At 41.1% G+C, this 15,723-nt stretch carries 17 protein-coding genes; 9 read left to right on the top strand and 8 right to left on the bottom strand.

What is annotated here, in order from left to right; genetic code table 11:
* Nucleotides 1–10: 10 nt before the first annotated feature.
* The 5 genes from tpiA to I4Q58_RS02750 form a co-directional block, all read right to left on the bottom strand.
* Nucleotides 11–766 carry a triose-phosphate isomerase gene (gene tpiA / locus I4Q58_RS02730; RefSeq protein ID WP_203293458.1) on the bottom strand — a complete coding sequence of 252 codons (756 nt, stop codon included), beginning with the start codon at nucleotides 764–766 and terminating at the stop codon, nucleotides 11–13.
* Nucleotides 767–1,230: 464 nt separating this feature from the next.
* Nucleotides 1,231–2,304 (bottom strand): ABC transporter permease, encoded by a 1,074-nt coding sequence (locus tag I4Q58_RS02735; RefSeq protein WP_203293460.1) that lies wholly within the window; start codon nucleotides 2,302–2,304, stop codon nucleotides 1,231–1,233.
* A gap of 2 nt (nucleotides 2,305–2,306) precedes the next feature.
* The gene (locus I4Q58_RS02740; protein ID WP_203293461.1) at nucleotides 2,307–3,404 is read right to left on the bottom strand and encodes a BT_3928 family protein; all 1,098 of its coding nucleotides are present in this window, start codon (nucleotides 3,402–3,404) and stop codon (nucleotides 2,307–2,309) included.
* A 93-nt stretch (nucleotides 3,405–3,497) separates the two neighbouring features.
* Entirely contained in the window at nucleotides 3,498–3,866 is a 369-nt protein-coding gene (locus I4Q58_RS02745; RefSeq protein ID WP_203293463.1) for a four helix bundle protein, read from the bottom strand.
* 94 nt (nucleotides 3,867–3,960) lie between these two features.
* Nucleotides 3,961–4,500: a DUF1599 domain-containing protein gene (locus I4Q58_RS02750; protein WP_203293465.1), complete on the bottom strand. Its 540-nt coding sequence runs from the start codon at nucleotides 4,498–4,500 to the stop codon at nucleotides 3,961–3,963.
* A gap of 107 nt (nucleotides 4,501–4,607) precedes the next feature.
* On the opposite strand from I4Q58_RS02750, the gene folP reads away from it, so the two are divergent.
* From folP to I4Q58_RS02765, 3 genes are read left to right on the top strand one after another with little or no spacing between them, the layout of a single operon-like run.
* On the top strand, nucleotides 4,608–5,393 hold the full coding sequence (gene folP, locus I4Q58_RS02755; protein ID WP_203294350.1) for a dihydropteroate synthase: 786 nt from the start codon (nucleotides 4,608–4,610) through the stop codon (nucleotides 5,391–5,393).
* A 33-nt stretch (nucleotides 5,394–5,426) separates the two neighbouring features.
* Nucleotides 5,427–6,200: a diadenylate cyclase gene (locus I4Q58_RS02760; RefSeq protein ID WP_203293467.1), complete on the top strand. Its 774-nt coding sequence runs from the start codon at nucleotides 5,427–5,429 to the stop codon at nucleotides 6,198–6,200.
* Between the two features lie 16 nt (nucleotides 6,201–6,216).
* Nucleotides 6,217–7,047: a DUF3667 domain-containing protein gene (locus tag I4Q58_RS02765; RefSeq protein ID WP_203293469.1), complete on the top strand. Its 831-nt coding sequence runs from the start codon at nucleotides 6,217–6,219 to the stop codon at nucleotides 7,045–7,047.
* Here I4Q58_RS02765 and I4Q58_RS02770 read toward each other — a convergent pair.
* Together I4Q58_RS02770 and truA are read right to left on the bottom strand one after the other, a co-directional pair.
* On the bottom strand, nucleotides 7,025–8,788 hold the full coding sequence (locus I4Q58_RS02770) for an ABC transporter ATP-binding protein (RefSeq protein WP_203293472.1): 1,764 nt from the start codon (nucleotides 8,786–8,788) through the stop codon (nucleotides 7,025–7,027). The genes I4Q58_RS02765 and I4Q58_RS02770 overlap by 23 nt on opposite strands.
* Nucleotides 8,788–9,531 carry a tRNA pseudouridine(38-40) synthase TruA gene (gene truA, locus I4Q58_RS02775; protein WP_203293474.1) on the bottom strand — a complete coding sequence of 248 codons (744 nt, stop codon included), beginning with the start codon at nucleotides 9,529–9,531 and terminating at the stop codon, nucleotides 8,788–8,790. The genes I4Q58_RS02770 and truA overlap by 1 nt, the downstream gene beginning before the upstream one ends.
* 206 nt (nucleotides 9,532–9,737) lie before the next feature.
* Here truA and I4Q58_RS02780 point away from each other — a divergent pair, with 206 nt between their 5' ends.
* Nucleotides 9,738–10,229: a metallophosphoesterase family protein gene (locus I4Q58_RS02780; protein ID WP_203293476.1), complete on the top strand. Its 492-nt coding sequence runs from the start codon at nucleotides 9,738–9,740 to the stop codon at nucleotides 10,227–10,229.
* A gap of 171 nt (nucleotides 10,230–10,400) precedes the next feature.
* Here I4Q58_RS02780 and I4Q58_RS02785 read toward each other — a convergent pair whose 3' ends face one another.
* Complete coding sequence (locus I4Q58_RS02785; protein WP_203293478.1) at nucleotides 10,401–10,811, bottom strand: DUF4293 domain-containing protein; 411 nt, start codon at nucleotides 10,809–10,811, stop codon at nucleotides 10,401–10,403.
* Nucleotides 10,812–11,011: 200 nt separating this feature from the next.
* On the opposite strand from I4Q58_RS02785, the gene rho reads away from it, so the two are divergent.
* From rho to I4Q58_RS02810, 5 genes are all read left to right on the top strand, one after another.
* Nucleotides 11,012–12,670 carry a transcription termination factor Rho gene (gene rho / locus I4Q58_RS02790; protein WP_203293480.1) on the top strand — a complete coding sequence of 553 codons (1,659 nt, stop codon included), beginning with the start codon at nucleotides 11,012–11,014 and terminating at the stop codon, nucleotides 12,668–12,670.
* A 294-nt stretch (nucleotides 12,671–12,964) separates the two neighbouring features.
* On the top strand, nucleotides 12,965–13,570 hold the full coding sequence (locus I4Q58_RS02795; RefSeq protein WP_203293482.1) for a hypothetical protein: 606 nt from the start codon (nucleotides 12,965–12,967) through the stop codon (nucleotides 13,568–13,570).
* Between the two features lie 5 nt (nucleotides 13,571–13,575).
* A complete protein-coding gene (locus I4Q58_RS02800; protein WP_203293484.1) occupies nucleotides 13,576–13,866 on the top strand; it encodes a winged helix-turn-helix domain-containing protein in 291 nt (96 codons plus the stop codon).
* A 101-nt stretch (nucleotides 13,867–13,967) separates the two neighbouring features.
* Entirely contained in the window at nucleotides 13,968–15,263 is a 1,296-nt protein-coding gene (gene creD, locus I4Q58_RS02805) for a cell envelope integrity protein CreD (protein ID WP_203293486.1), read from the top strand.
* Nucleotides 15,253–15,651 carry a ribosomal maturation YjgA family protein gene (locus I4Q58_RS02810; protein ID WP_203293488.1) on the top strand — a complete coding sequence of 133 codons (399 nt, stop codon included), beginning with the start codon at nucleotides 15,253–15,255 and terminating at the stop codon, nucleotides 15,649–15,651. Before creD ends, I4Q58_RS02810 begins: the two co-directional genes overlap by 11 nt.
* Nucleotides 15,652–15,723 lie beyond the last annotated feature (72 nt).

The following is a 15,723-nucleotide window of genomic DNA, read 5'->3' on the forward strand; positions in this document are numbered from 1 at the left end:
TTGTGCTGAACTATTTCTGAAATGCGTTGACAATTTTCATGAAGGAATCAACTTTCAACGAAGCACCGCCTATTAATCCGCCGTCCACATCTTCCTGTCCGAAGATCTCGGCTGCATTGTCGGGCTTAACACTTCCGCCATAGAGAATAGCCGTTTCCTTTGCGATGCCATCGGAATAATGCTTGGCAATGCTGGAACGAATACTGGCATGCATTTCCTGCGCTTGTTCTGGCGATGCAGTTTCGCCTGTACCAATGGCCCAAACCGGTTCGTAGGCTACGACAATATTCTTGAAACCAACATCCGATAAATGAAACAATCCTTCTTCCAATTGCTTTGAGACCACTTGTTCGTGGGTTCCAGCTTTTCGCTCTTCAAGCGACTCGCCCACACAGAAAATAATGGTCATTTCGTTTTCGATAGCCGTATTCACTTTTTCTGATAGTAGGTCATCAGTTTCACCAAATTCAGCACGACGTTCACTATGACCAAGAATTACGGTTTTCACCCCTACGCTTTTCAGCATTGCTGCTGAGATTTCACCTGTAAAAGCACCCTTATCCGATTGGTGCATGTTTTGGGCTACAATTTCAATAGGATGCTCGCGTGTAGAAGTGAACGCATGGTTTAAATTGGTAAAGGCCGGTGCAATCATGACTTCAACGTCCTCTGGAAACATCTGTTTCTTCAGTTCGTTAAAAAACGTTTCTGTTTCCGCAAGGTCGTGGTTCATTTTCCAGTTTCCCGCAACTATTTTCTTTCTCATATAGTGACTATTTTATCAATTCAAAGTGAACTGCAAAAATACGGAATATTTATGGCGTAGGATCAAAGAGACAAAGGGACAGAGATACAAAGGAGCAAAGAGGAGGAGAATTCAGAATTATAAATGCAGAATTACGAATGCAGAATTAAGAATGCAGATTTTTTAGCAGCTAACAATCATCTTGGAAATATCTGGATCCTACTGTCCAATGACTACTAACTATTTTGAGATTTGGAATTTGAGATTTGGAATTTAGTGCTTGGTGCTGGATGATGGATGATGGATGATGGATGATGGATGCTAGGTGTTGGGTCTTCCCTCCTTCGGCGGGCTAGGGGTGTTGGGCGTTTAAAAGATACTCTCCCTACTCACTACCTGTCTGCCGACAGGCAGGCTCACTACTCCCTACTTCCTACTTCCTACTCCCTACTCTCAACTACAGACTACAGACTACAGACTAAAACCTACCGACTAATCTTCGGATCCAGCCAACCATACACAACATCTACCAAGATATTAATGATAATGAAGAGGGTTGCAATTACAATCACGGCGCCCATAATGACGGGTAAGTCTAAGGTGTTCAAAGCATCGACAATCTCCTTTCCAAGACCGTTCCAACCGAAAATATATTCCACAAACACAGCTCCGGCCAACATCGAGGCAAACCACCCTGAAATTGCAGTCACTACAGGATTTAACGAATTCTTCAATGCATGCTTCCGAATGATTCTGGCAAAGCTTAAGCCTTTTGCCTTCGCCGTTCGGATGTAATCCTGCCCCAACACTTCCAACATAGAATTTCGAACCAATTGTGTTACTACCGCCAAAGGACGAATTCCCAGTACTACTGCAGGAAGAATCAGATTTTTCCATTGAATATAGATGCCTTCACCAAAATCATCGACCGCATACAGACTTCCGGTCATATTCAGATTGGTGTATTCGTGCAAGACAAAGCCGAAAATCCAGGCAAATAGAATCGCACTAAAAAAGGAAGGAACACTCATGCCTAATGTACTGACTAACTGAATGAGTTTATCGATCCAGCTGTCTTTAGTCAGCACCGAAATAATTCCCAATATCAATCCCAACGCCATTGCGATAAGGATTGCTGAAACCGCTAACACCATCGTATTGGGAAGCGTTTCGGCAATGACCGCCGTTACATCCTTCCCGCTTTTCTGAAACGATTCACGTAAATACGGCCATTTCAGGGCCACTTCAGTATTAGAGATCGAGAATAAGGATACTCCTTGATATTTATCTTCGTCCAAATAGGTGTAGTTGTCTTCATCTTCACTGTGAAACGAAAGCGGTGATAAATCATTTAAATAATACAAGTACTGCTGCCAAACGGGTTTGTCGAAACCGTACTTCTTCTTTACTAGCTGTACTTGTTCCTCCGTCTGATTTTGGCCCAGCATCATTTTAGCAGGATCGCCCGGAAGGATGGTAAACAACAAAAAGATGACCGTCACCACCCCGAACAGTGTTAACAGTGCATACCCTATTTTCTGAAGAAGATACTGCCCCACACCTACTCTACTGTTAGTTCATCGGCATCGTTGTAATGCAGTTTTTGAAGAATGGTTCCTTTGCTAACTTTCAACAAACCAGGATTGCTTCGTACGATTGTCTTTAAGGTTGTTTCATCGCAGAAATAAAAATCGAAGTCGAAACCATATTCCTTTGTCAAAGCTTCGGTTTTTTCACGACTGGAAGCCGACATCCCAATAATTTTATATCCTGCCTCCCGTGCTCGAGTTAGGGCAGACTTCAATTTAGGAAACCCTTTCATTTCGGAATTTGAAAGGCTGTAGGCAACGACGACGATCAGTTTTTCCTCATTTAGCATTTCTTCCGTATAGTTCTCGCCATCGCGCTCGATACTGAAATCATGGATCGGTGGTTCATAACCGGCCTGAATTTCCTCCGTCTCCACATCGATGAATTCGCCATCCGATTGTGGATATTCGCCATTGGTGGTAATAATTTTTTCTTCACCATTCACCTTAAAACGCCAGTTATACTCATAAATAGGCTCTGGTGCACTTTCGGGAATACTCATTCCTTCCTGAATATTGGCACCCACATGATAGGGTCTAAAATCGACTACCGGCAGGTGCTGCAACACATAATAGCCAAAGCCCATACAGCCGATAAATCCGAGGAAGGTGACAAGGGTTCTTACAGCTTTGGTAAAGAAAGGTTCGATATAGCTTCTTCCATAGAAAAGAATGAGAATCATGACCAACAGCACCACATCCTTGTAGAAGGATTGCCATGGCGTCAACTTCAACGCATCGCCAAAACAGCCACAGTCGGTCACTTTGTTGAAGTAGGCCGAATAAAACGTCAAAAAAGTGAAGAAGACAATCATCAACAGCAAGCTCCACAGCGTAAACTTCTTGGCGTAGCCGATGATGAGCATGAGCCCTAGCATCACTTCAAAAATGACCACGAACATTGCGATTCCCAACGCAAACGGCACGAGAAACTCTAAGTTCAATACTTCAGGGGCGAAGTAATCCTTCAACTTAAATGAAAAACCGACCGGATCGTTCAGCTTTATCATGCCACTGATGATAAAAAAGATACCGACAAATATTCTTAGAAAACCAACGAGTATTCTCATGTGTTCAAATTAAATTACAAAAAGTCAAATTCCAAATTCCAAGTCCCAAATTCCAAGTCCAAAATTCCAAATCTCAAATTCCAAAGAAAACAATTATGTGACTTTCGTTATGATGATCGAAAGTATTTTTCTCAGTTCCATTGCTTCCTTTTTTAATTGTGTTAACTCTTTAACCCCTTCATTTCTTGCTTCCAGCAAACGTAACCAAAATTGCGCCTCCTTGGCTTCTTTACGAGCAATTCTTAATCTGAAAACAAAATCCTTATCACCTACCCTTTCATTTGCCTCAATATAATTACTTCCAACGGAACCTGATGCTCTAATGAGTTGCTTTCCATCTTCAAAATTTGAAGTGTTCTTATCCAGTGAATCCACACAGTTTCTACATGCAAGCGCAAATTGAAACGTTCGCTCTTCCAAGTCAAAAATCCTTTTCCTCTTAAAGAACTCATCGCTTTCCATGGGTATTTGGAATTTTAATATTGGTGCTTGGTACTTTGATATTGGTGCTTGATACTTTTATATTGGTGCTTGGTGCTTTGATATTGGTGCTTGCTTATTTTGCGGTAAGCAGAATAAGCGCAAACACAGCGTAATTGATCATATCCTGATAGTTCGCATCAATACCTTCACTGACTAGTGTTTTACCCTTATTGTTTTCGATTTGCTTCACTCGAAGCAGTTTCTGTAGAATCAAATCCGTTAGCGAACTCACGCGCATATCGCGCCATGCTTCACCATAATCATGATTCTTGTCCAACATCAGTTTTTTGGTCAGTGCAATCTTTTCATCATACAACTCTACCGCATCATCCAGCGAAAGATCGGGCTGTTCTACCACCCCTTTTTCCAATTGAATGAGTGCCATAGCGGAATAGTTGATGATTCCGATAAATTCACTGCTTTCATCCTCGTCCACTTTGCGTTCGACATTCTGTTGAAGTCCGCGTATGCGTTGGGCTTTTATAAAAATTTGATCGGTTAGCGAAGGAAGGCGAAGAATGCGCCACGCACTGCCATAATCCTTCATTTTATTGATGAACAGTTCTCTACACTGTGCTATAATTTCGTCGTATTGTTGGGAAGTATCGGCCATGCCAACTGTAAGATTTTGCGTAAATTTCGCTTAAATATATCAAACTAGAAAATTTGAAATCCCTTAACTGTCGCGGTACGCTACTCGATCTTTCCACCCCAAAGGTAATGGGCATTATCAATGTTACGCCAGACTCCTTTTACGATGGTGGTAGCACCCAAAATATCGCTACTATCCTAGAACAAGCTGAAACCATGTTGAAGGAAGGCGCTACTTTTCTGGATATTGGTGGTTATAGCTCGCGCCCAGGGGCAAATGACATTTCTATAAGTGAAGAATTAGAAAGAGTGCTTCCCGCTATTGAAGCAATTTTGAAACAGTTTCCCGACGCTTTCCTTTCCGTTGACACTTTTAGGAGTGAAATAGCGCGTCAGGCGGTTGAAGCCGGCGTCTCTATTGTAAACGACATTTCTGCTGGGAAGTTGGATGAAAACATGCTAAAAACGGTAGGTTCGCTTCAGGTTCCGTATATCGCTATGCATATGAAAGGCACGCCACAGACCATGAAACAGCACGTTGATTATTCCGATTTGCTGAAGGAAGTGACGTATTACTTTTCAGAACGAATTGCTGCAGCTCGAGAACAGGGTATAAACGACATTATTTTGGATCCTGGCTTTGGGTTTGCAAAAAACATTGTGCAAAACTTTCAGTTGCTGAACCAACTGGAACTATTTGACCTTTTCGACCTACCGCTTTTGGTCGGAATTTCACGAAAATCGACCATCTATAAAACCTTGGATGTTTCTGCTAAGGAAGCCTTGAACGGAAGTACTGTGCTCCACACTGTTGCATTACAAAAAGGAGCGAATATCTTAAGGGTTCACGATGTTCGGGAAGCGATGGAATGCATACAATTAACGCAAGCCGTTCGGCACAATCAGGAATTTTAGTACTTTTAACCTACGCAACAAAACCGCCACCGATTGGAATTTCTCGACCTACGTATTATTGATATCATCGACATCGTATTGGTAGCTGTATTGCTATACTACCTCTATCGCCTTATCAAAGGAACGGTCGCAATTAACATCTTTATCGGGATCGTGATCATTGTCGTGATTTCCGAACTTACGAAACTGCTTCAAATGGAGCTGTTGAGTAAAATTCTTGGAGGATTTTTAGGCGTAGGTATGTTTGCTTTGATCGTGGTATTTCAACAGGAAATCAGAAAATTTCTATTAATGTTGGGAAGTACCAACCTAAATGCACGAAAGCGTTTTTTCAGGCAATTCAGGCTGCTTTCAAAAGAAGCGGGAATCACGACTAACGTGAAAGCCATTGTTGATGCTTGTGAACGGATGGGAAAGAAGCAAAATGGTGCGTTGATTGTTATTCAGCGAAACAATAGTTTAGATTTTGTGAAGAATACGGGAGATGAAATGAACATTACCATCAACCGTCCGATTATCGAAAGTATCTTCTTTAAAAACAGTACGCTTCATGACGGGGCGCTGATTATTGAAGAAAATACGATTACGGCAACGCGGGTTATTTTGCCTGTCAGCAATGACAGAAACATTCCGTTACGCTTCGGACTTCGACACCGGGCAGCGGTTGGTATTACGGAAAAGACAGATGCGATTTCCTTGGTAGTTTCGGAGGAAAATGGTCAAATTTCGTATGTAAAGGATGGCGAATTTGTTTTATTCGAAGATTTAGACGACCTTAAATCCCAAATTGAAGAAGACTTAAGCTAACCATTTAACGTATTTCATGAATTGTCGGAATTGTAATGCCGCAATGGCAACGAACCATGCCTATTGTAGCGACTGCGGCGCCAAGGTTATTGAGGAGCGACTGAGCGTACGTGGATTTGCAACTGAAACCACCCATGCTTTTTTTAGCTTGGACACCAACAAGCCCATCAAGACCTTCGTTTGTCTGTTTACCCATCCAGAAGATGTAATCGGAGGTTATATTTCGGGAGTTCGTAAGAAATATATCAATCCGTTTGGGTATTTGACCATCTCCATTACACTATTTGGTCTTTTTCTTTTCTTTTTTAAGGATAACTATTCGCAAGGTATGGAAGCCGTATCGGGAATGACCGCCCAACAGGACTTTCAGTCAGAGTTAAATAGAAGCATCAATGAGTTTGTGCTGAAATACCAATCGATTATATTTTTTCTCTCTATTCCTTTCTTAAGCATTCTATCCCTACTTACCTTTTATACCCTGAAAAAATATAACTATGCGGAACACTTGGTTATAAATATGTATAGCCAAGCGCAGGTATCTATTTTTTCAACGATTTTATACGCAAGTACTGTTTGGTTTCAAGATATTTTCAAGATAGTGGCGTTAATTATAACACCCTTAAACATCCTTTATTTCGCCTTTGTATTTAAGAAATTACATGGAATATCTATCGGGGGAATTCTACTGCGAACCCTATTGTTCTTAGCATTATTGATCCCATTATTTATCGTAGCCGTTATTGTAATGTGGGCTTTCCTGATATTTTCGGGGCAAGTAGATATGGAGCAATTACGTGAAATGCAGCAGGCAGGACAGGCAATGGCTATATGGCTTCCTCGGCCATAAACTGCACTTCGTATAGATTGCGATAGTAGCCATCCTGTTTTTTCAATAACTCTTTGTGGGTACCGGTTTCAACGATTTTTCCTTGGTCCATCACGATAATTTTATCGGCCTTTTTCACCGTCGCCAAACGGTGCGCGATTACGATAGACGTTCTGTTTTTCGTAATACGTTCCGTTGCTGTCTGAATCAGTTCTTCGGAATAGGTGTCGACAGACGAGGTGGCTTCATCCAAAATCAAGATACCAGGCTTACTGACATAGGCTCTTAGGAAGGCGATTAACTGTCGCTGTCCGGAAGACAACATACTTCCGCGTTCCTTCACATTATAATGATAGTCATTTGGTAAGGTTTCAATGAATTTGTGCACCCCGATATCTTTCGCAGCTGCCTTCACCTCCTCTTCGGAAATATTAGGATCGTTTAAGGTAATATTGTTCAAAATACTATCCGCAAACAAAAACACGTCCTGCAAGACCACGGCAATTTGCTTCCGTAGACTTTCCAAGGTATATTCCTTGGCATTCACCCGATCGATTAGGATTTCACCTTCTTGGATTTCGTAAAAGCGATTCAACAAATTGATGATAGTCGATTTTCCAGCACCGGTTGCTCCTACTATCGCTACTGTTTCACCAGGATGAACCGTAAACGAAATACCCTTGATTACTTTTTCATCTTCATTATACCCAAAATGAACATTTTTGAATTCGATATAGCCCTTTGCACGTGGCATCTCTACCGTACCACTATCATCGATATGCGATTTGGTATCGAGGATACCGAACACGCGATTGGCTGCCACCATTCCCATCTGCAGCGTATTGAATTTATCAGCAATCTGACGCAAGGGTCGGAATAGCATCTGCGCCAATTGAATAAAAGCGGTTATGATACCTAAGGTAATTACACCCCCTTCAGCAGCATTCAACCCACCATACCAAACGATTAGTCCGATGGCAATAGAGGAAGCCATTTCAGCAATAGGAAAGAAAATGGAATTATACCACACCGTTTTGATCCACGCCTTTTTATGCTTTTCATTGATTTCCTTGAAACGCTTGTATTCGGTATCCTCACGTGTGAAGATTTGTACGATTTTCATTCCTGAAATACGTTCCTGAACGAAACCGTTTAAGTTGGCTACTTGGTTACGGACTTCTTCAAAAGCCGATTTCATAGCACGCTGAAACACGCGTGTGGCATAAATAATCAGGGGAAGTATCGCAAAGGTGATGAGTGCCAATTGCCAACTTTTATATAGCATAAACCCAGCAATCACGAACATCTTCAATAGGTCGCTAATAATCATAAACAGTCCCTGACTGAAAATACTCGAAATGGTTTCGATATCATTTACGGCACGTGTGGTGAGTCGCCCTACCGAACTTTTATCGAAATATTTCATCCGGAAGCTCATCATCAGGTTGAAAAGCTTTACCCGCATATCGCGAATAACACTCTGTCCGAGCCAGTTGGCATAAAAGATAAATGCAAATTGAAATAGCACCTCCAATACCAATACGGCGACCATCAACATAATGTAGTATTGCAACCCGCTCTTGTCACCTTCATTCATTGGTCCGTCAATAGCCGTCTGAATAAGTTCAGGGCGTAATACGCCCAAACCGGCCATAACAATAGCAGCAAAAGCAACGAAATAGAAAGTCCACCTATAATTATTGGTAAACCTCAACAACCGTCGGAATAATGTAAAATCGAATGCATTTCCTGTCTTTGCCATTAGCGAAACAAATCTTCTGGGTAGTGAACCCGTGTTAAATATAAGCCATGTGCGGGTGCTGAAGCTCCCGCCAATCCCCTATCCTTGCTTTTCAATATTTCATGAAATTGCGGCATGGTCGTTTTACCATAGCCTACATCGAGAAGGGTGCCAACAATGGCGCGGACCATATTGCGTAGAAAGCGATCGGCTTCAATATGAAAAATTAGTCGCTCCCCTTCCCTACGCCACTCCGCTTTTGTGACCTTACAAGTATACGTCTTTACGTCGGTATTACTTCGGGAAAAGCATTGAAAATCTTCATAGTCCAATAGAGATTTCGCAGCTTCATTCATCTTGCGCATATCTGGCGTGCGATACAGCTGGTAGGCTAAGCCCTCCCAAAAGGGATCTTTATGCAATACGATATAGTATTCGTATTCGCGTTTGGTAGCATCGAAGCGCGCGTGTGCATCTTCTGAAACCTTCTTAATACTTCTGATGGCGATATCGCTGGGCAAAAACGAATTTAGCCGAAACACCAAGTCACTCGGATTATGAATCGGATTCGCATCGAAGTGTGCAAAGAGCTGCTTGGCGTGTACGCCAGCATCAGTACGCCCGGCTCCCATGATTTTGATATCATCGCGAAGTAGTGTAGATAAGGCTTTTTCAACCGTTTCCTGAACAGAAATCTGTTCTGGTTGAATTTGCCATCCAAAATAATTTTTGCCGTTATAGGCTATTTCGATAAAATATCGCACCTGTTTCGTTTAGAAGACTACAAAAATACGGATAGGAATTTAGAAATGGGAATTCAGAATTGAGAATTGAGCCAAGAGCCAAGAACCAAGAACCAAGAGCTAAGTTAAATGATTTACAATTAAGATATCCTACATCCTACATCCTACCTCCAACTACCTACTACCTGCTTTGAATCTTTCTTATCTTTGAATCGAATAACTTGATAATGAAAAAAATTCTACTTCTAAGCGACACCCACAGTTATGTAGACGACACTATTTTGAAGCATGCGAAGGCAGCCGATGAAGTCTGGCATGCGGGCGATATCGGGGAAACTTCGGTTACCGATGCGTTGCAGAAGGTTGCACCATTACGAGCGGTATATGGAAATATTGATGGTACTGATATCAGAAAGGAATTCCCATTACACCAACGTTTTACGTGTGAAGGAGTTGCTGTATGGATTACTCATATCGGCGGCTATCCTGGTAGATACGACAAACGAATTCGGGATGAAATCCGAAAGAACCCACCCAAATTATTTATTTGCGGACATTCGCATATACTAAAAGTTATGCCCGACAAAAAACTGGGATTGCTACATATGAATCCCGGAGCCATCGGGAAACATGGGTTCCATAAAGTTCGAACCATGCTTCGGTTTGAAGTGGATAAAGGAAGAATTGATAATTTAGAAGTGATTGAATACGAGCGATAAATAGACTTTTCGATGCTTCGACTGCCCTTCGACAAGCCTTGCCTGATGGCAAAGAGGCTCAATCACCTATTAAATTCAAGAATTTCGACACCCATTCATGAATTACAACAAAAAACCCCCGAAGATGGCATTCTTCAGGGGTTTCGCACTAAATATACTAAGATTCAAGGTTTACCGTAAACGGTCCACAGATTTTACAAGGTCTTCATCCCTTTTGATGGCCTTATTGGCCAGCACTAAAAAAACGATAGAAATGATGGGAAGTAAGACCCCAATACCCTTCTCTGAAACCAAGGTTTCTCCGGATATGGTTAGCGACCTGTAAACGAAAACTCCCAGTAATACAAAATTCAACAGTATGTTTAAGCGATTTAGCACAAATTGAAGCTGTCGTTTCTTATAGCTTAAAATGGCAATCACCGCCAATGCAATCGAACCAAAAATAAGTCCGAAGACCAACGGTTCGCTTCTTTCAATTACAACGGCTCCCTCTGCATCGTTCACCACCGGAAACCAAAGATACAAGGCGCCCATGATGAGGGCCGAAAGTATCATATAGATGGTTTGTATCCGTTGTAGCATTCAAAAATATTGTCTTGCATCGCAAAAATAAGGTTTCTTTTAAAAAAAATTGCCCCGCTATTTTAAATTTTTATCGTATTATTGCAGTACCCAACGTAACCCATTCAATACGGGTTATTTAGTCTTCAACATTTTTTTCAAAAAATATCCTTTTCCAAATCCGGAATAACGATACTAATTTAAACACATAGTTAATTTACATGTTTGAAATTTCAGAATTAAAAGCAAAAAAGCTTCCTGAGCTTCAGGATCTCGCTAAAGAACTCGGAGTACCCAAATTCCGTAGCTACAAAAAACTCGACCTTGTTTATCAAATCCTAGATTATCAAGCCGCCAATCCTAAAGCGGTAAAGGAAATCGCCAAAGAGGACGATAACGCTTCTCAAAACAACACTTCCAACAATCAGAAGGACAAGGACCAAAAGCAATCGAACCAACGGCAGCAGAAGTCACAAAAAAACGACAACAAAGGCGGAAAAAGTGGCAGCCGTTCCAATAACGACAATCGAAACAAGAATCAGAACCAAAGCAACGATTCTAAAAAGCAACAATCGAGCGACAATAAATCGAAGTCAAACGACAATAAATCGAAGTCGCACGATAACAAAAGTAACCGTAAATCATCTTCTTCTAGAAGTCAAAAAAACGATTCGAAAAGCAATAATAACCGCCAAAAAGGAAAGGATTCCAGAAACAATGGCAACCGCGATAGTCGCAATCGCTACAAGGAGCCTGACTACGAATTCGATGGTATTATCGTAAGTGAAGGAGTTTTGGATATTATGCAAGACGGTTATGGATTCTTGCGTTCAAGCGACTATAATTACCTTTCATCTCCTGATGATATCTATGTATCGCAATCGCAGATCCGTTTGTTCGGACTGAAGACGGGAGATACCGTTTTAGGTGAGGTACGTCCTCCAAAGGAAGGTGAGAAATACTTCCCTTTAATTAAGGTGAACAAGATAAACGGATTGAACCCTAACGTCGTTCGCGACCGTGTGGCATTTGAACATTTGACACCTTTATTCCCACAGGAAAAATTCAACATTGCTGATAAACAGAGTACGCTTTCAACCCGTGTCATCGATTTATTCGCACCTATCGGAAAGGGACAGCGTGGTATGATCGTTTCCCAACCGAAAACAGGTAAAACAATGTTGTTGAAGGATGTGGCCAATGCTATTGCGGCCAACCATCCCGAAGTATACCAAATCATCTTGCTTATCGATGAACGTCCAGAGGAGGTTACCGATATGCAACGTAATGTACACGGTGAAGTAGTAGCTTCCACGTTCGATAAGGAAGCAACTGAACATGTGCGCGTGGCCAATATCGTAATCGAAAAAGCAAAGCGACTGGTAGAATGCGGACATGATGTGGTGATCCTCTTGGACTCCATTACGCGTTTGGCTCGTGCCTATAACACGGTACAACCTGCAAGTGGTAAAATCTTAAGTGGTGGTGTGGATGCCAATGCGCTTCATAAACCAAAACGTTTCTTCGGAGCGGCTCGAAATATCGAAAACGGCGGTTCACTCAGTATAATCGCAACCGCTCTTACAGAAACCGGTTCGAAAATGGATGAAGTGATTTTTGAAGAATTTAAAGGAACCGGAAATATGGAGCTTCAGTTGGATCGTAAGATTTCAAACAGAAGGATCTTCCCTGCTATCGACCTTACCTCTTCCAGCACGCGTAGAGACGATCTATTGTTGGATGAAAACGTTATCCAGCGTATGTGGATTATGCGTAAATATTTAGCCGATATGAATCCTGTAGAGGCGATGGAGTTCATTCAGGATAAGATTAAGAATACTCGAAATAACGAAGAATTCTTGGTTTCTATGAACGGATAATAAGCATTCACATAGTTATAAAAACAAAAAGGCCACCGAATCGGTGGCCTTTTTTACAATCGCTATTATTAACTCCCCAATTAATTAAGCAGATACAAAGATTAAGGATAGCAGTTGTTTCAGCAAGAGGAAAATGCCCCCTTTTAAAAAGGGGTTTTTCCCCCTTTAAATAAAAGACAGTGATTATCAGTGCATTCACAGAGCATCTTCATAAAAACTTTTCAAAAAATATCCTAAAATTGAAGAGTACTATTTAAAAATTACTTTACTTTGCTTTTCAAAGTACTTTATAATATGAGTAATGAAGATTATTTAAAGGACATTTCCGAGATCAAGCAATTGATGAATCGCTCATCTAGATTCATTTCTTTAAGCGGACTATCGGGGATTTTTGCAGGTATCTATGCAATCGTCGGCGCCCTTATCGTCTATTTCTTTCTTTTTCCCGAACCAGGCGATTACTTGATATTGGATAGTTGGCAATTCCGTTGGCTATTAATCGATTTGGGTGCGGTAGCATTGCTAAGTGTTCTTACAGCTTATCTACTAACCACTTCGAAGGCCAAGCGGAATGACGAAAAAATATGGGATGCCACGACCCAACGCTTATTACTTCACTTCTTGATACCCTTGGTGGCGGGTGGGATCTATATTCTCATTAAGTTGAACAGCCAACATTATGGATTGACCGGTTCGCTCATGCTCTTGTTTTACGGACTGGCACTGATAAACGCTTCAAAATATACCATTGGGAACATCAAATACTTGGGTTATGTGGAAGTGGTGCTTGGTCTTATTTGCGCTGCCTTTCCAGGCTACGGCTTCTGGTTTTGGGTACTCGGGTTTGGAGTATGTCATATTATTTATGGAAGTTTGATGTACGTTGCTGAAAAGAAATAACGCCTGTGGGAATTATCGATAACATTAATAAGCTTTTCGACCATCGAATACGACTGGGTATTATGTCTATTTTGATGGTAAATGAATCGGCCGACTTCAACCGACTAAAGGAGTTGTTGGAGATAACCGACGGCAATCTGGCGAGCCACTTAAAAACGCTTGAAAAGGAAGCTTACATTTCAGTAGAAAAACAATTTATCGGCAGAAAACCAAACACACAGTATAGCGCTACCAAAAAAGGCAAGGAAGCCTTCAAAAAACATATAGACGCATTGGAAAAACTATTGAATACCTAATTTTTTTATTCTTTTACTTTGAATTTCAAAGTACTTTAAAATCATTTAATTATGAAGCAGCATAAATTTGCACACTGGCTTAAAACTCGATTACCGCTAAAATGTTAGTGGTCGGCTTTCTACTTTTGGTTCTACTAATTCCCCTGTCCTATGTACAGGATCTGATTCGGGAGCGCTCCTTTCGTCAGAAGGACGTAGTAGCCGAAATAAACGATAAATGGGGAACCTCGGTCCTTCTTTCGGGACCGATTTTAAAAATTCCTTACACGGTTACGCTAGAGGAAAAGGTGTATATCGAAAAAAATAAAAGTTTTGAGATCAAAACCACCGAACAAACCGAATATGCCTATCTCTTACCCGACGAATTGGATGTTGATGCTAATGTTACGACGCATCCTTTAAACCGATCTATATATGAATCGGTCGTATATGATGCGGCCATGCAGGTTCAGGGAAGTTTCCCCCTTATAGATCTTTCCGAACGCGACATAAAGCAAGAAGCGATTCAGTGGGACAAGATTACGTTGCTTATTCAGAGTAGCAACCTAAAAGGTATTACGGAAACTATTTCAGTATCGGTAAATGGTTCATCGATTTCACTTTCACCAAAATATGGCGGTGGTTATCTTAACACCATTCAGAGCGATCCGTTGGATGAAGATTTCTTCGAAGGCTCATCTCCTATTTCCTTTTCCTTTCCCTTTCACATTAATGGTAGTGAAAGCTTACAATTTATCCCTATCGGAAAAGAAACAATGGTTTCTATGGAATCGAACTGGCATTCGCCTAGCTTCAATGGAAAATACCTACCTGAAAACGGCTCTAGGGAAATTTCTGAAGATGGTTTTAAGGCACGCTGGAAAGTGCTTCAGATTAACAGACAATTTGAACAGCTCTTTTTTAACAAGTTACCAAGTCTGACGGAGTTTGCCTTTGGAACAAATTTCGTCGTTCCGGTGGATGAGTATCAAAAAAGCGAACGGGCCGCAAAATATGGTTTTATGGTCATTGGCATTACGTTATTGGTATTCTTATTGATTCAATTGGTGTCGAAAATAAACATTCATCCCTTTCAATACCTGATGATTGGCTTGGCCTTGGTTTTATTTTACACCCTGCTTATCGCCATCACCGAACACAGTTCATTCCTAAAAGCATATGCCATTTCTGCTGTAGCGGTTTTACTATTAATTATGACATATTCTCGAGCGATTCTGAAAGGGTTTAAATTTCCAATTTTAATAGGGGCTTCCTTAGCTTCCTTATATGGTTTCATATATGTCATCATTCAATTAGAAAACTATGCGCTATTGGTTGGAAGTATCGGTCTATTCGTAATTTTAGCCACTATTATGTTTGTATCACGAAATATCGATTGGCAAGGGTATGGGAAGTAGTGTTTGGAACGATTGGCAGCAACGAAAAGTCTATGCAATCATGGCCTTTTTACTATTTTTTGTTGAAGTAGGTATCGCAGTGTATGTGACATATTATTGGATTCGCAGTTTTGTAGGCGATATTCTAGCGGTATGGTTCGTGTATTGCGGCCTACGCTTCCTATTCGGCTGGTCAATTCGAAACTCGATTATATGTGCCCTATGCATCGCATTTGGATTGGAATTCCTTCAATTGCTGAAGTTGGATATTCTGAAGGATCTACCGCTAGTTTTAAAAATCGCGATGGGTTCTCAATTCGATTATTGGGATTTAGTGGCGTATAGTATCGGAGGACTTTCAATCGTCTTGATTGAAACAATCATGAAGCGGAATGAGCCTTCAATATGATTAAAAAATGAAAGGCTGCCCTCCTCAAAGCAGCCTTTCTACTAATCGCTTACTAACTCCTCAATTAATAAA

The sequence above is a fragment of the Luteirhabdus pelagi genome, from assembly GCF_016827595.1.
Lineage (GTDB): Bacteria > Bacteroidota > Bacteroidia > Flavobacteriales > Flavobacteriaceae > Luteirhabdus > Luteirhabdus pelagi.